Annotated in this window: 13 protein-coding genes and 1 CRISPR repeat array; of the genes, 1 reads left to right on the forward strand and 12 read right to left on the reverse strand. The window is 71.2% G+C overall.

Features of this window, described 5'->3' with window-relative positions:
• Positions 1–455 precede the first annotated feature (455 nt).
• From ACH4PY_RS28445 to ACH4PY_RS28500, 12 genes are all read right to left on the reverse strand, one after another.
• Positions 456–2,237, reverse strand: coding sequence for a type IV secretory system conjugative DNA transfer family protein (locus ACH4PY_RS28445; RefSeq protein WP_398188921.1), 1,782 nt, complete (start codon positions 2,235–2,237; stop codon positions 456–458).
• Positions 2,238–2,292: 55 nt separating this feature from the next.
• Positions 2,293–3,387, reverse strand: a complete 1,095-nt coding sequence (locus tag ACH4PY_RS28450) for a hypothetical protein (protein ID WP_398188924.1) — start codon at positions 3,385–3,387, stop codon at positions 2,293–2,295.
• 97 nt (positions 3,388–3,484) lie between these two features.
• On the reverse strand, positions 3,485–5,080 hold the full coding sequence (locus tag ACH4PY_RS28455) for an ATP-binding protein (RefSeq protein ID WP_398188927.1): 1,596 nt from the start codon (positions 5,078–5,080) through the stop codon (positions 3,485–3,487).
• A gap of 25 nt (positions 5,081–5,105) precedes the next feature.
• Complete coding sequence (locus ACH4PY_RS28460) at positions 5,106–5,537, reverse strand: DUF6238 family protein (RefSeq protein ID WP_398188930.1); 432 nt, start codon at positions 5,535–5,537, stop codon at positions 5,106–5,108.
• A 33-nt stretch (positions 5,538–5,570) separates the two neighbouring features.
• On the reverse strand, positions 5,571–7,028 hold the full coding sequence (locus tag ACH4PY_RS28465; RefSeq protein ID WP_398188933.1) for an SCO6880 family protein: 1,458 nt from the start codon (positions 7,026–7,028) through the stop codon (positions 5,571–5,573).
• Positions 7,029–7,093: 65 nt separating this feature from the next.
• A complete protein-coding gene (locus ACH4PY_RS28470) occupies positions 7,094–8,458 on the reverse strand; it encodes an ATP-binding protein (RefSeq protein WP_398188936.1) in 1,365 nt (454 codons plus the stop codon).
• A 32-nt stretch (positions 8,459–8,490) separates the two neighbouring features.
• On the reverse strand, positions 8,491–9,156 hold the full coding sequence (locus ACH4PY_RS28475) for a hypothetical protein (protein WP_398188939.1): 666 nt from the start codon (positions 9,154–9,156) through the stop codon (positions 8,491–8,493).
• Positions 9,156–9,464, reverse strand: coding sequence for a DUF6112 family protein (locus ACH4PY_RS28480; RefSeq protein WP_398188941.1), 309 nt, complete (start codon positions 9,462–9,464; stop codon positions 9,156–9,158). The genes ACH4PY_RS28475 and ACH4PY_RS28480 overlap by 1 nt, the downstream gene beginning before the upstream one ends.
• Before the next feature lie 30 nt (positions 9,465–9,494).
• The gene (locus ACH4PY_RS28485) at positions 9,495–10,607 is read right to left on the reverse strand and encodes a C40 family peptidase (RefSeq protein ID WP_398188944.1); all 1,113 of its coding nucleotides are present in this window, start codon (positions 10,605–10,607) and stop codon (positions 9,495–9,497) included.
• A gap of 755 nt (positions 10,608–11,362) precedes the next feature.
• Positions 11,363–12,344: direct repeats of the CRISPR family, unit length 37 nt; unit sequence GTGGCCGCCGCCCTCCGGGACGGCGGAGGATCGCAAC.
• Between the two features lie 131 nt (positions 12,345–12,475).
• On the reverse strand, positions 12,476–12,739 hold the full coding sequence (locus ACH4PY_RS28490) for a hypothetical protein (protein ID WP_398188947.1): 264 nt from the start codon (positions 12,737–12,739) through the stop codon (positions 12,476–12,478).
• A gap of 331 nt (positions 12,740–13,070) precedes the next feature.
• Entirely contained in the window at positions 13,071–13,463 is a 393-nt protein-coding gene (locus ACH4PY_RS28495; protein WP_398188950.1) for a hypothetical protein, read from the reverse strand.
• Positions 13,460–13,960, reverse strand: a complete 501-nt coding sequence (locus tag ACH4PY_RS28500; RefSeq protein ID WP_398188953.1) for an ATP-binding protein — start codon at positions 13,958–13,960, stop codon at positions 13,460–13,462. The genes ACH4PY_RS28495 and ACH4PY_RS28500 overlap by 4 nt, the downstream gene beginning before the upstream one ends.
• Before the next feature lie 393 nt (positions 13,961–14,353).
• On the opposite strand from ACH4PY_RS28500, the gene ACH4PY_RS28505 reads away from it, so the two are divergent.
• Positions 14,354–15,661 (forward strand): XRE family transcriptional regulator, encoded by a 1,308-nt coding sequence (locus tag ACH4PY_RS28505; RefSeq protein ID WP_398188956.1) that lies wholly within the window; start codon positions 14,354–14,356, stop codon positions 15,659–15,661.
• Positions 15,662–15,674: the final 13 nt, after the last annotated feature.

The raw sequence follows: 15,674 nt of genomic DNA on the forward strand, positions 1-15,674 counted from the left end.
CGTAATCGCAATCCAGCCGGCACAACCGACAAGCAGCCGCCTGCTGACTGGAGCACGCGCGTCTGTACCCACCGGAGCACTCAGAGGAGTACGCCGACAGGGCTCTCAGCGAGACACCAACGGAGGTGGACACGCACTTCGCCGCGTTAACCCAGTGGTCGGCCACTGACCGCGGCTAATCGGCCAACGGCACCGTCGCAGGCCAGCGGCTGGCGGTCACTGGGGGTGCACTGTCCGCGGCCGTTCGGCCGGCGGCACCATCGCAGGAGGTCGGGGCGCGGGGTGTGATTGGCCTGCCCCCCCGAGAAGTGATGTGCCCCGAGCCGGGGTGCAGCGTGCTGGACGATGTGAACGTGTCGTTGCCCGTACTCGCAGGCATGGACACGACCTGTCGCCGATGAACGACCATGTCAAACGTCTGAGTCGCTCTCTCCGACAGCGCCAGTTGAACCTGTTCAGAGGGTGTTCTCGCAGGCATCCGGAGCGACCTCGGTATTGGCCTTCTGGGCGATCGACGAGGTTGTCGCTCGGGACGCGAGGCTGACGAGCTTGGCGGCGGCGGGGTCTTTGTACCAGGGGGTGAGGTCAAGGAGGGCTGGGCGGATGCCCGTGGGGAGCAGCAGCGCCGTGCCCTTCGGGAGGGCGCGGATGGCGTCCGGAGGGAGTACGCGTTGGGTGCGGGTGCTGGTTGAGGTGGAACGGCCGGTTGGTGAGGTGGTGACGGAGGTGGTCTCCACGTCGTGGTCGCCGACGAGGCGGGAGAGGCGGTCGGCGAAGTCGGCGTCGTCGATTCCGGAGCCGATGAGTTTGATGGTCGCAGCGGACCAGAGGGCATCCATGCCGGCTTCGCCCCAGCAGCGCTGGCCCTGGCGATAGGACTGCAGGATCGTGACGGGGATGACGCCGCGGCTGCCCAGGTGGGAGTAGAGGTCGGGCAGGTCGGCGATGCGGCAGACGTTGGCGGCTTCGTCGAGGACGCAAAGAGCGGGCGGGTCGAGGCGTCCGCCGGTGCGTTCGGCGACTGCCACCGCAGCGCGCATGACGGCGTCGGCTGCGGCGGCGACGATCGCCTTCGCGGCGGCCCCGCCGTCCTTGCTGAGCAGGTAGAGGGTGTCGCGTGAGGTGGCGAACGCTGCGGGGCGGAACTCGGGCAGCGTGTTGTCGGGGGTGACCCAGGCTGCGATCCCGGAGTCGAGCAGGCAGGTGGCGTACTGGCGGGCAGTCTCGTAAATGCCGTCCCGCGTCTCGGTTGCGCCGGAAACGGTGCCTCGGAGTTGGGCCGCGACCGCGTGGTGGCCCGCATCGGCCAGGACGTCGAGCGGGGTGCGGTCGGCGGGGGAGGCGAGCCAGGCCAGGATGTCGGTCACCGGGCGGTGGTGGGAGGCGGCGGCCAGGAACAGCGCCGCGAGGGTGTTGGTGGCGGCGGTGGACCAGAAGTCGGAGCCCTTGGCGTCTTCAACGCCGGCGGACGCGAAGTGGCCGGCCAAGCGTTTGGCTCCGGCGAGGTCGCGGGCGTCGGCGAGGATGTCCCACCACATCTGCCGGGGCCGGTGGGCGATGTGCTGCGGGTCGAGGGTCCATACGCGGCCCAGCTTCGCGCGGGCGTCGACGGTCACGGCGAAGGCGTCGTTGGCCGCCTTGTTCGAGGTGAGCAGGACGGGCCCGGGGGCGGCCAGGATCATGGGGATCGCGAGGGCGGACGTCTTGCCGGAGCGCGGGGCCATGATGGCGAGGAGGACGTCCTCCCAGGAAGCGCGGACTTCCTGCTGCCCAGGGGACCGTTTGCCGAGCCGCAGTCCTCGGTCATTCGGGGAGATGTCCTTGCGGCGGCGTCCGGCCAGACTGGGGCGAAGGGCCTGCGCTCGCGCGCTGCATCCCTTGGCGAGCAGTGGGGCCAGATCGGATCGACGGGCCAGGCCGTTCGCCGGACTGCGTAGGCGGAGCCACGCGGCGACGGCGGCCGCGGTGAGGGCCAAGCAGACGACGCCGGGGATCAGTCGCGCGCCGACCAGCAGGAGGACCGGCCCCAGCCGCGGCCACAGTGCGTGAGGCCGAAGAAGCGCGTCTCCGATGCGGAACGGTGTCCATGAGCCCTGGCCGGCACACGCGTTGGTGAAGTTACCGAAGAGCCAGGCCAGGGAACCGAAGGTGACGGAAGCACCGAAAGTGACGCCGAGGAGGCAGAGGAACGCGTCGGTCCCTCTGCTTGAGCGAGGTGAGGTCGTCCATTTCACCATTGCAAGTGATCGATTTCGACGAAGGAAGCAGGAGGAGCCGCGCTCGGGCGTGGGGCTAGAAGAAGCGGAAGCGGGTCGGGTCGGTGAGTTCGGGGAGGATTTGGCGCATCCAGGTGGTGCGGGCGGCGGGGAGCCGGACGAGGGTGCGGCGGAAGGTGTGCCAGTCGATCCACAGGGGGTGGTTGGGGGGCGGTGGGAGCGGGTCCTCGTCGGCCAGGAGGTGGCGGGTGCGCGGTCCGATGCGGTGGCGGGTGGGTTCGGGCGGGGGGAAGGCCAGCCAGTGCCACACGCCGAAGGGCAGGGGCGCGAGGTGCGCGGCGCCGGGCGGTGTCCAGGTCCGTCCGGTCTGGGGGTGGGTCGGGACGAGGAAGATGCCGGCGTCGGTGCCGGGCAGACCGGGGCCCGCCAAGCGGGCGCGGCGTGGCGATGGGCCCGGTGGGAGCAGGGTGTCGAGGGCGCGCTGGAACATCTCGGTGGCCAGGCCGCCGGGGACGGTCACGGGCCGGCCGTGGGAGGCGGCCAGCAGGTGTGCGAGGGCGTGGCCGGCCGCTGCTTCCCAGCGGGGGCTCCAGGACCACTGGCAGTGCGGTCCGGGGCGTGAGCCCCATCTGATGAGAGGTTCGTACGGGGGTGTGCCCGCGCCCTGCGTCAGCAGCTGGCCCCAGGACAGTGGTTCGGGGTCGTCGCCGTCGACGGCGAGGTGGCGGACTGTGGCGGGGTCGAGCCACACCGCCTCCCACAGGGAGCAGTCGTCGATTCGTGTGGCGACGGGCAGGCCGCAGGTCTCGCAGGTCATGTTGGGGCCGTCGCCCCCGGCAAGGCCGCAGCAGGCGCCGCCCCGCCGGTCGGGGTTCAGGACCGTCGCTCGGACGTCCCCCGGCGCGACGGCCACCGCTCCGGCCGGGCCGTAGGACAGGGAGCGGACGGGTGCGTAGATGCCGCGAGTCGCCGCCTCGTCCGGATCGATCTCTTCCCACGTGCGGTAGGGCGGGCCGTACGGCTCCGGATCGACGGCGAAGGTGCCCGGTTCCATGAGCACCGGGAGCTGGAGCCCGTTCCCGAAGGACTGGTGGGCGTGGACCGGCAGGGCGACCTGCGAGAGCGGCGCGGTCAGCTCTTCGCCGCATCCCGCGCACAGGAAAACGTACAAGCATCCTCCGTACGGGAGATCGGCACATCGTCACATCCCGCGCGCGGCCGGCCAACGGGATATTCGGCCGCCGAGCAGCCTGGAGCAGCGTGGATGATCAAGGCGAGGCATCCGCAGCGCGGTTCCGAGGGAACGGGCAGGCAGCCACTGCCGGACGCCCCGACCGGAAGACGGATCGGTCGCTTCCCGCCGTCATCCGGGCGTCCGTGTCGAACAGTTGCCGCTCGACCGGGTGCAGGAGGTGCTGGGTGACGAAGGAGCGGCCCGCCACCTTCCACAGCCCGCGGCCCTTGGTGAGCGCGGCGACGGCCTGGGCCTCGACGCCGGTCATGCCGAGGAGCGAGGCGGCCGTGGCGAGCTGGTCGGATTCCTGGCGGTAGATGATGCGGGTGGAGCAGTCGGCCAGCAGGCCCTCTGCCAGGGCTCGGCCGCGGGAGCCGGCGTCGCCCGCCGAGAGCAGGTCGGAGAGGCGGTGGATCACCATGAGGTTGGCGATCCCGAGGCCACGGGAGAGCTTCCACTGGGACTGCATGCGTTCGAGCAGGCCGAGGTGACGCATCAGGCGCCAGGCCTCGTCGTAGATCACCCAGCGGCGACCGCCGTCCGGGTCGGCGAGGGCGGACTCCATCCAGGCGCTCGCGCAGGTCATGGCGAGGACCAGGGCGGTGTCGTCGCCCGTGCCGCCGAGGCGTGAGAGGTCGATGGACAGGATCGGCGCGCGGGGGTCGAAGACGACGGTGGAGGGGGCGTCGAACATTCCGCTGAGGTCGCCGTGCACGAGGCGTCGCAGGGCGTGGGCGAGTTCCTCCGCTGCCGGGGCGAGGCGTCCGGCACTGCCGCTGAACGCGGAGTCGAGGTGGGACGGGGAGCTGAGGACGTGGGCGATTTTTCCCAGCAGCGGCACCGAGCCCGACGCGGCGCAGTCAGCGGCGACGAGGTCCAGTGCAAGGTCGAGGGCCGTGTGTTCGACGGGAAGCAGGTCCCGTTTCAGCACGGTGCGGGCAAGGCCGGCGAGGAGGAGCAGGCGGCGTTTGCGTACCTCGGCCGTCCAGTCCGCCGCGGGTACGGACGCGGGCCGCGCGGGCGCGTCGAGCGGATTGAGCCGTCCGGGAAGGCCCGGGCCGAGCGCGATGGCCGCACCGCCGAGTGCCTCGGCGACGGGCGTCCACTCGCCCTTCGGGTCGCAGGGGACGTAGACGCGATAGCCGTGGGCGATCGACCGGGTGGCGAGGGATTTCGCCAGGGCGGACTTGCCCATGCCGATGATTCCGGCGAGGACGGCGTTCGGGTTGGTGAAGCCGTCCACGCGTCCGCTGGCGTAGAGGGTGAACGGGTCGTAGCAGAAGGCGCCTTCCGCATGAACGTCGCGGCCGACGAAGATGCCCTCCGCGCCCAGGCCGCCCTCGGCGAGGAAGGGGTACGCGCCGGAGGCTGTCGCCGTGGTCATGCGGTGGGTCGGCAGCGCGAGCGCTCCGCCGCGTGCTGAGGCGGGACCGGGGCGCCCGGCGGCAGGGTAGGCGGGGCGTTCCTCGATGCCGGTGCGGGCGCGAGGGTGTGCTGCCGGTGCGGTCGCCGCGCGGGCCTGACGCCTGGCCTCGGCGTAGCCGGTGCGTGCGGCCCGTTGCCCGGTGCGGGAGGGCCGGTGGGGAACGAACAGCGTGGTGACGGTGGCGCGCGGTCGGGCGCTTGTCATGGGAGGCGGCTCCTGGGTGTGGTGTTCAGGGGCGGGCGACGTCGGTGGGCGTCATACGGCGACGGGCGAGGCGGATGGCGCGCTGGTGCCGTTGGCAGATACTCAGCAGAGGAGCGCCGTCCGGCAGGCCGCGCCTGCGTGCGGCATCGGCACGGACGCCGTCTCGCGAAGCGGCGTGGTACGCCGCGTGCAGGACGTCTGCGGCCTGCCAGATGCGGTGGGCGGCGGTGACGAGGTCGGGACGGGCCGGGGGCAGTGCGCTCGTGCGCCGGGCGTGAGCGTCCAGCAGGGCGTGCAGCGACACGAGGTGAGCGTGCAGTGCGTCGAGTTCGCCGCGGGTCGAGGGAGGAAGGTCGGCGAAGGAACCGGAGGAGAGGTTCAGTTCGCGGTGGAGATCGAGGGCGGCGGTGGCATAGGGCACGAAGTCCTGCGCCGGTGGGATAGGTGAACGGGGCACGGGCGCCCTTTCGGGAGATGCGGTACGGCGACGTCAGAGGGCGAGTGGGAGGGCAGCGGCCGTGAAGGCTTCCGCCTGCTGCCACGTCAGCAGGCGCAGGTCGAGCTGAGCACCGACGGCCGCCGTTTCGACCACCGCGCACGCGGCGCGCAGCTCCGCCTCCGAATCGGCGGTGACTGTCAGCAGCCCGGTGAGGGCGATGTCTGCGTGGCCGGCGATGAGCTGGCGCTCGCGGATCTTGATGTCGGCGTACTCGACCGCGTCCGCCTCGGACTCCACCTGGCCGCGGCGGGCGCGTTCGGAGGCGTCGGCGACTACGGAGGCCTTCTTGCGCTGGACGTCGCGCAGGGCGGCGTCCAGCCCCCTGGGCTCGTAGGACAACGAGAGTGTGCGGCGTACGCCGGCGGAGAAGAGCAGCTGGTGCAGGAAGCCTGCCGAGACCTCGACCCGCGGCCAGTTCTCGATCCAGTAGGTCGAGTGCACGGCGGAGTCGGTGGTGATGTGGTCGGCCTTCTCGACGACGACGACAGGGCCCGCGGCGGCCGGATCCGCCTGCGGTGGCCCGGTTGAGGACCACGCGTCCAGTGCGGGCAGCGACCTCGGGTCGTACGCGGTACGGACGACGGCCGCGATCTCCGTGGCGCCGAGCCAGCCGCCGAGCGTGAGCCCGGCTGCGCGGGCCGCGTGCTCGAAGGTCGACACGAGCTGGGTCAGGACGCCGAAGCACCCGGTGAGCCCGCCGCCGGCCTGATGGATCAGGCGCCGGGCTGCTTTCTGATCGAGTGCGAGGGCGACGTACGCCTCGTGCGGCGCCGCGGCCGGGCCCGCGGAGGCGATCAGCTCCTCGTAGATCCGTCCGGCCAGTGGGGCGTTCCGGTTGCCGTGCTCGGCCCAGTGGCGGCGCAGCGCGTCGCCGGAGTGCGGGACCGTACGTTCCAGCACCTGGATTCTGGCCACATGGTTCGTACGGGCGAGAGCCGCGAGGACCCGGCCCCATCCGGCGACGTTCGCCTGCTGCGTGGCCGGATCGAGCAGGGCGTATGCGCGGGCCGACACCCGGACCACTGCGGTGAGCGTGCCGGCGTGGGGGTTGTGCACGGCCCCGTAACGGTCTCCGGGCGCCGTGACGACGCGCAGGGAGGCCGCCGTGCCGGGAAGGTGCAACAGCCCCTCGCGCGCGGGTCGCCCGGATGGGCGGGCCAGCCACAGGAGCTGACCGCGCAGAGCGCGAAGGGCGTACCGGACGACGATCGGGGTCCAGTCGGCCAGGGAGCGGCCGCGGTGGCGCACGAGGACGACCAGCGCGAAGAGGGCCCAAAGGGGCAGCAGTTCCAGGGCGCCGGGGATGCCGCGGGCGATGACGACGGCCAGGAGGAGCAGCCCGCCGACCGCGCACGCGAGCAACTGCGACGCGGTCAGGCCCAGGAGCAGGCCTCGCCGTGAGCGGTGGGGGAATTTGACGGTGGCTTCCGCCGGTGATGTGTCTGACACGAGACGTCCAGTGAGGTGACGGCCGTCGGCGTACGCGACGGCTCTGCTGGCAACGGATGGGCGCGTCAGGCCGGAGGCTGCTCCGGCGGACCGCTGGGGGGAGGAGCGGAAGCGGGCGGAGGGAGCGGCTGGTCACCGTCCGGCGCCGGGCTGGTGGGTAGAGCGGCTCCCGAGTAGAGGAAGGGGGCATCAGGTGCGGGCGCGTCCGCCGTACGACGGTCGCTCGCGCTGTCCGGAGTCGTCGTGCCCGGACGGGTGATCAGCGGCGGAAGTCCCGGCCTGCGGATGAGCGGGAGGCCGCGGTCGCCGGGCGCGGTGGGGTCCTCGCCGTAGCGGAAGCGGATCTGCCGTGCCGGCGTGCCGTCGATGCCCTCCTTGCTCAGGTGGCCGCCGGAGGGATCGATGCCGGTGACGACGCTGTCGGGGCCCACGCCGGGCAACTGGCCGGAGCCCTGTGGTGCAGGAGCACCTGCGCGAGCCTGGAGCGCGAGCGTGGCCGTTGTCCTGGCCGTACCGGCTGCCGCGGCGAACCCAGCAGTGCCGGCCCGGTGGACGTCGTCGTTGCCGCCGCCGTCTCCGGCCCAGCGGACGAACCGGTACAGCGCGTACGGGCACAGCAGGACCAGCACCAGGATGACGAGACCCGCGAGGGCATCGGACAGCGCCGACAGGCCGTCGCGGGTGTCGGACTTGCCCATCGCCGACACGCCGATCATGAAGACGACCGTCATCAGCAGCTTCGAGGCCACGAGGGTCGTGGTCGCCTCGATCCAGCCGCGCCGCCAGCGCTTGGCCGCGTCCCAGCCGCCTCCGGCGCCGGCGAACACCGCGAGCGCCACCAGGAGCAGCACGCCCACCTTCCGGGCGAGCATCACACCCCAGTAGACGAACGAGCCGACCGCCATTCCGAGCGCGACGAGGGCCGGGACCCCCCACCCCAGGCCGAAGAGCGCTCCGAGCTGCCTGACCTCCACCACCCGCCGGATCGTTGCGCTCACGGAGCTGCCGCTGACCTGGAACAAGCCGTCGGAGAGGGCGTCGACGACGGTGATCGCCACGGACGTGAAGGCGACCGCGCAGAAGGAGAAGAGGACGCCCGTCATGGTGCCGACCGCGGCGCGAGCGAGTGCGCGTTCGTCCCGCCGCCAAGCGGCCAGGAGCAGTTGCAGGCAGAAGGTGCCCACCGTCACGGTCAGGCCGATCGGCAGCAGCAGCTCGTAGTTGTGACGGAACCACGGGGCGCTGAGGTCGATGGCGGTGGTCTCGTCGACCGCTTTGGCGGCGAGATCGGCCGCACTCGCCGCGAGGTCGCCGGCCGACTTGGCCAGCCAGGCCCCGATGCCGTCGGTCACGGCCTTGCCGGTACCGGACACGACGCCGCCGACGGCGTCGCAGACCTTGTCCATCAAGGGCAGATCGCAGGTTCCCATCAGTGCTTACCTCCTTTTCGGCACGGTGGTGGTCACGGGGCGACGTTCGGCAGGGCTCCGACGAGCCCGCAGCGGCCTTCCGGCCGGCACTGGACGGCGAGGGTGACGGACCGGGGTTCGGCGCCTCCGCGGGGCACGCCTTTCCAGCCGATGGACTGCTCGCCGGTGACGGTGACCGCGTAGACGTACGCGTCGGCGAGAGCCCCTGGGTCTTCCTGCAACGCCTGCGTGAAGGAGGCGGGGAAGTGTCCTTCGGCGACCGTGGCCGTGGCGTACTGCTGGTCCTCCGCCATCTCCCGCCACAGCACGGGCGACGGCACGAGGCCTTCCACGGAGGGGGCATCCGCGTACCGCTTCTCGCCGGTCAGCCAGCTCCGGAGCGCGGCCAGCCACTCGTCCCGGGAGCCGGTCCGCGTGTCGTAGGACCACAGAGCCGCGGCCGCGGCCTTGGCGAAGGAGATCGGGTCACTGGTGGAGGGAGGGTGGAACCGTGCGGCGGGTGGTGGGGTCGTGGCCCGGCGCGGTGTCGGGGTGGCGGGGGTGTGTGTCGGGGGCTGGGTTGCTGGGCGATCCGGTCGGTCGTCCCGAGCGACGAGGGCGACCACGGCGGCGACGCCGAGCAGGACGAGGAGCACCCCTGTGCCCAGCACTGCGCGACGGATGCGGGGACTTCGCCAAGGCATGGGCGGCAGGGGCATCACTTGACCTGCGTTCCCAGCGTCGAGAAGAAGGCGACGATGCCGTTGGCGCCGCCCAGCAGGATGGCGGCACCCGCGCAGACGAGGACCCCCTTCTTGCCGCTGGCCTCGGCTTGGTGCCCGCCGGAGTGGTGGCCCCACGCCCACACGCCCGCGCTCACGGCGAGAGCACCGACGACGGCGATGATGCCGAAGAGGTTGACGGAGCCCATGACCTGCTTGAGGACCGCAAGGCCCGGCAGACCACCGTCGTTGGGAGTGATGCCGGGGTCGTAGGAGAGGAGGGCGAACTGGCGCATCAGACTCATGGCGCACTTCCTTGTGAAGGGGATTGCGGGTCAGAGGACGCGGCGGGCCGCGAGGAGCCGGGGCGCCCAGGAGGCGAGGGCATCGACGCAGACGGTGGCGCCGGTGTGCGGGGCGTGGACGACCAGCCCGGAGCCGACGTACATCCCGACGTGCTCCGGTCTGTTGGCGCTGCCCTCGGTGAAGAGCAGGTCGCCGGGGCTCAGCCCCCGCAGTGACGCCGGACTGCCGCTGCCGACCTGCTCGTACGTCGTGCGCGGCAGCGCGATACCCGCTCGGCCGTAGGCCTGCTGGACGAGGCTCGAGCAGTCGCAGCGCCCCATCGGATCCGGCCCGTGCGGGTCGGTGCAGTGCCCGCCCCACTGGTACGGCGTGCCGAGCTGGTTCAGCGCCCAGCGAATCGCGGCCTGTGCCTGTGCGGGGGCGTCGACTGGAACGACGTATCCGGCGGGCAGGCCCCCGCCTGGTGCCGGACCGGGGGAGCCCTTGGTGCAGGTGCTGCCGGCCCCGGTCAGCGAGGCGGTGCCGCCGCCCGACCCGGCTGGAATCTTGCCGCCAGTTGCCAGCAGCGGCTCGACGGCCCTTTGCAGGGCCGTCGCCAGCGGCTCCCACTTCGCGTACGAGTCCGGATATGCGGACCTCTGCACTTCCTGAGCGGCCTGGGCGACGGACAGCGACTCCCAGCCGGGCACCTGCCTCAACGCGGCGTAGAACTTCGCCGACGCATGTACGGGGTCCAGGATCTCCGCCGCCGTGCCCCAGCCCTCCGACGGCCGCTGCTGGAAGAGACCCAGCGAATCGCGGTCTCCGTGGGCGAGGTTCCGCAGCCCGCTTTCCTGCAACGCGGTCGCCAGCGCCACCACCTGCCCGCGCGCCGGGACGTGCAGGGCGAGTCCGGTGGCCGTGACGACCTTCGCGTTGGGCATTTGCTCTGCCGGATTCTCCAACCCGGCCACCTTTACCGTGGCGGCTGCATCGCCGCTGAGCGCCGCCCTGGCCTGCTTGACGACGGCGCCCGTGTCGTCGGCCGCGAAGTTTCCGGAACAGGCCGCCGAGGCCGTCGCCGCGGTGATGCCGAGCAGCGGCACGAGGGGGAGCAGCACGACGGTTGCCAGAGTGCAGAAGATGCCAACGATCTTTTTCACTGGTCACGCCGACGAGCAGCGCGGACTTGTACGTTTGGCCGTGCCGGGTACGGCCGGTTGACTCTGCGCTGCAACGAGCATCTCCTTGCGGTACGTCGCGAGTGGTGTCGTGTCGGCTCATCGTGGGGCGATACGTCACTGGGCAAGCGAGCTGGCGGGCGATCTTGAGGGCTCACGGGGGTGTTCCTTCGGCTTGCGGCTCGATGTCGAGGACTCAGTCCGTTCGCGGCCAGGGAGATCCGTGCGCGAACAGCGCAGGTCAGGGGGCGGGGAATCCTGCGTCCCGAGGCCGTGGCCAGACGGTAGAGGTGGGTTCCGGCCTCACCAAGCGACCATCACCTGGATGCCTGCACGGAGGTGGGGGTTCAGCGGTATTTGCGGAGGGGTCGTCAGGCTGGTCGACATGCGCTGCTTGCGGCGGGGAGCGCCGCTAAAGTCGAGCAGGTGCCGTTTGGGCGGCGGTCACGGGCGGGTGCCTTCGCGAAGGACGCCAGCGCTGCTCCGGCGGCCGTCAGTTCCCGCGATGGTGGGTTGCCGCCGGGTGCTGGTTCAGCCGCCGCAGCAGCGTGTTTTACCCCGGCCGGCGCCCGCGATTCGCCGCAGCGGTGAGATGGAGAATTTGGTGCTTCGGAACCTCAAGTGCGCACACGACACGCGGGTCGCACCGAAGCAAAATTCCCGTTGTGTGCCGAATTGGTCGCCTCGCTCTTCCGTAGATGCCCGTTGGCAGGGCAAGCTTGTGCTGGTCAAGTACCGTGGCCGCCGCCCTCCGGGACGGCGGAGGATCGCAACGCGCTGTACTCGTCCACGGGGAACGGGCCGAGACCCACGTGGCCGCCGCCCTCCGGGACGGCGGAGGATCGCAACGCGCGGGCGAGGTCGGTGGCGCGGATCGGGAGTGGCCGCCGCCCTCCGGGACGGCGGAGGATCGCAACTCCAGGTCGAACCGGCTGGGGATGATGTCGATGCGGGTGGCCGCCGCCCTCCGGGACGGCGGAGGATCGCAACTTCTCGCCCGCGCTGGTGACGGTGAGCCAGTCGCGGTGGTGGCCGCCGCTCTCCGGGACGGCGGAGGATCGCAACATCCCCGTGCCCGGGCTGGAGGAACTCGTCGCCGAGTGTGGCCGCCGCCCTCCGGGACGGCGGAGGATCGCAACTGCCGGAGATCGTGTCGACGATCACTCACCTCACGTGGCCGCCGCCCTCCGGGACGGCGGAGGATCGCAACGTCAGAGGAACGACTCTGTCAACGAGCGTGCCGAAGTGGCCGCCGCCCTCCGGGACGGCGGAGGATCGCAACCCGTTCGATGTGCGGATCGCGGGCGAGGTCGTCACCGGTGGCCGCCGCCCTCCGGGACGGCGGAGGATCGCAACGCCCGGATCCCGGACGACGACCTGTCGCCGATCATGTGGCCGCCGCCCTCCGGGACGGCGGAGGATCGCAACTCGACGTCGACCGCGGCGCGCACCGCGAGGCGCCCGGTGGTCGCCGCCCTCCGGGACGGCGGAGGATCGCAACCGGGTGGAGTCCCCGCCCGGCGAGGACGGCCTGAGGGTGGCCGCCGGCCTCCGGGACGGCGGGGGGTCGCAACGCCGTCAGCGTTTTCGACGAGTGCTGGTGGCTCACGGGGGCCGTCGTCCTCCGGGAGGGCGGAGGATCGCAACTCGTTCTGCACCTCGCGGATCACCGGCGTCAACCAGTGGCCGTCGTCATCCGGGACGGCGGAGGATCGCAACCTCGGCGGCGACAAGCGGGTGTAGATCACCCACGACCGATGGAGTTACGGGATAGCCGCCGCCCGTCGGCGGCGGCTATCAACGCTGGCCCCTGCTGGGTGGGAAGCTTTCGACCGTGAAGTCTCAGACCGTCAACCGCGCCCCAGGAGGCCCCACGTGTCGTAGGCGTCGTAGGTGTGCGCGCCGGGGTGGCCGGCGAATTCGCAGCAGGGCTGGGAGCCGCGTTCCGGCGGGCTGACCGCCTGGCAGTCGCCGCGCACTTCCACGCGCGCCGGAGGGCTATCCGTCCAGCTCGTCCAGACGGCCCCACCCTCCGGGCCGTCGAGCTGCAGCACGAAGGCGTGGTGCTCACCGCCCACGTGAGTCTGGAGAGCGCAGCGGAGGTCGATTTCCACGTCCTCCAACCCGGCGTCAGGGTGATCGGCGAGGGAGAGAGCTGAGGTCAGGAGGGCCTGCGGGAGTGCGGTTGTCCGACCGCAGACGGGGACGCGGCGGGGTGTGTCGGTGTCGGCACTACGGGGGTGGTGAGGCTGCGGCATGTCGGTGGGGAATTCCTTTGTCTGATGGTCATATGTTGTGCGTACGGGCCGCCTCGGCTCGCCGCGAAGGTGCGCGGAGCTGATGTGCCCCTTCGGCGGAAAGAGCGAGTGCGGCCACGATTCGGTGCGGCGGCACGAGGGCGAAACGGGTTGCCGGGCTGGGACGTGACGAGCGTTGGGTCCGAGGTCAGGAACGGCGGCGGTGTCTCCCCCGGGGCGGGCCGTGCGTGCCACCGCCGAGCCAGATGTCATCGAGCCCGTCGGTGATGTCTCCCGCCATGTGCGTGGCGACGATCTGGTCAGCCAGTACCTGGACGCAGCGCTTGCACGCGTAGACGCCGGCCGTCACGCCGTTCACCGAGGCGGGTCCGATCTGCAGCACAGGGGTCGACTCTCGGCTGCACCAAAGCCAGCACCGGCCGGTCGTCCAGGCATTGCCGTCGCCCTGCTCAGCAGCACCGGAGGCCCGTTTCACGAGCGGCATCCCGGCGCGGACAATGAAGATCAACCTGCCCCTCGGCGGGCGGCTCATCCGCTTCGCCTGCTGCTCGCCCAGCGCGGGCATGCTCGTCGTACTCACGACGACGCTTCCAGCTCCGCCCACACGGCCTTGCCGCCATGCAGCAAATGGACACCCCACTTGCATGACATCGCCTCGATGAGCAGTAGACCGCGTCCACGCTCCCGCTCGACGTCGAAGGGCCGAGGCTGCGGGCGGGTACGGTCTGCGTCGATCACGCTGACACGCACCCGCCGGGCGTCCACGCGTACGACACTGACCCGCATGTCGGCTCCGGAAGCGTGAGCGACGGCGTTCGACACCAGCTCCGTCACGATCAGCACCGCATCGTCGGTGAGATGTCGGAGATCCCAGGACGCCAGTGTGTCGGTTACCAGGGTCCGCGCGGTGAGGGCCGACTCCGGGATCCGCTTCAGGGATCTGGCGCACGGCAACGCGTCCCCGTGCGGTACCTGTTCTGCCGTACGCGTCGGTGACGGCTCGTCCGACGTGGTCGCGAGCCGGCATGCGGCAGCCAGCGCTTGCTCGCGCCTGGCGACAGTGGGCTCGGCTGTCATGGCGTCTCCAGCGATAGGAAATGAGGGCCTTAACAGTCCCTCTTTCGCACGTGTTTCGTCACGGGCGGTGATGACCAGGAAATCTGGACGGACAACGCACCCTGTGACCTGCGAAAACGCCTTCCCTCGCGGCAGGTTTTGGACAGCGGTGAACCCCGAAACATGGACATTTCCCAAGCCGGTCAGCTGACCGAGCGCTACCGTGAAAACACATCACCACGTCTGGGGGATCTCATGGCCCAGTCTCCGAAGTCCGGTAGCAAGGCCCAGCGTGACAATTTGCGCAGGGAAATGCTTGCGGTCGGCTGTTCGGCATCGGACATTGTGAACGAAATGCGGGCCCGCTGGGGTTTTCGCCCTCGTGAGGCGTGGCGGCACGCGCACGGTCTGAGCTTGCAGGAGGCCGCTGACCGCATCAACGAGGAGGGTGTCACCCGTGGTGACGCCACGGCAGCCGACGCCAGCCTTCTGGGCAAGTGGGAGAAGTGGCCGCTGACCGACCGCCGGCCGTCGCAGGCCGTTCTCGACCTCATGGCCGAGGTGTACGGCTGCGAGGCGGAGCAACTGCTCGACATCGAGGACCGGCGAGCCATGCCTCGCGTGGAGGCGCCCGCACCGCGCCAGACGGTGCGTGTACGGGAGACGCCCGACCCGTTTCGTACGCCCGACGAGCCCCCGCCGACGCTCGCCGCCGAGGTGCGGCAGGCGGCGGAGGAGTCGGTCGCGTGGGCTGCATGGGCCGAGACCAGCACGATCGGCGACATCGCGTTGGAGCAGATCCAGTCCGACGTCCGCCGCCTCGCCAAGGACTACCTCGGCGGAGACGCCGTCGAGATCTTCACCCGCACTCGGCGCCTGCGCGACACCACCTTCCGCCTCCTGGAGGGGCACACCTCACCGCGGCAAGCGTCGGACCTGTACGTCGCCGCCGGTTACCTGTGCGCTCTTCTGGCCTGGATGAGCAGCGATCTGGGCCACCTGGACGACGCCGAGGCCCACGGCCGTACCGCCTGGCTGTGCGGCAAGAAGGCCGAACACCAGGGGCTGCTCGCCTGGACCGCGAGCACCCGCAGCAAGGTCGCCTTCTGGGACGGACGGCTCAGGGACGCGGTCCAGCACGCTCGCCGCGGAGCGATGTACGCGGCGGGCGGCACCGTCGGAGCGCTGCTGGCCTGCCAGGAAGCGGACGCTTGGTCGAAGCTCGGCGCCGCCGAGGAGACCCAGGAGGCTCTGCGCCGCGCCCAGGTCGCGCGTGACCAGAGCACCGGGGACGACGAGATCGGCGGCTTGTTCTCCTGCAGCACCGGCAGGCAGGAGCAGTACGCCGCGAGCTCCCATCTGCGCGTCGCGGCCTACGGCGAAGCTCTGGAGGAAGCCGAGTCGGCGCTCGCCCACCTCCAGGCGCAGCCGGTACGCGCGTACGGCACCGAGGCGCAGACCTCGATCAGCCGCGCCATGGGGTACGTCGGCGTCGGTCAGCCGGACGCCGTGATGGAGGTACTGCTGCCGGTCCTCCAGCTTCGGCCGGAGCAGCGCTACGGCACGGTCGTCGGCCGGATGCGCGACCTGACCACGCAGATGACGCAAGCACCGGGCGCGCGGGGCGCCGCAAGTGTCCAGGCGCGGGCTGCGCTGCTCGACTGGTGCCAGGACTCGGCCCCGCGGAGGCTCGCCCTCTCGCCAGGTGCAGGCACGAGCTGACAGGATCGGTGGT

Source organism: Streptomyces sp. NPDC021224 (assembly GCF_044332905.1).
Taxonomy (GTDB): domain Bacteria; phylum Actinomycetota; class Actinomycetes; order Streptomycetales; family Streptomycetaceae; genus Actinacidiphila.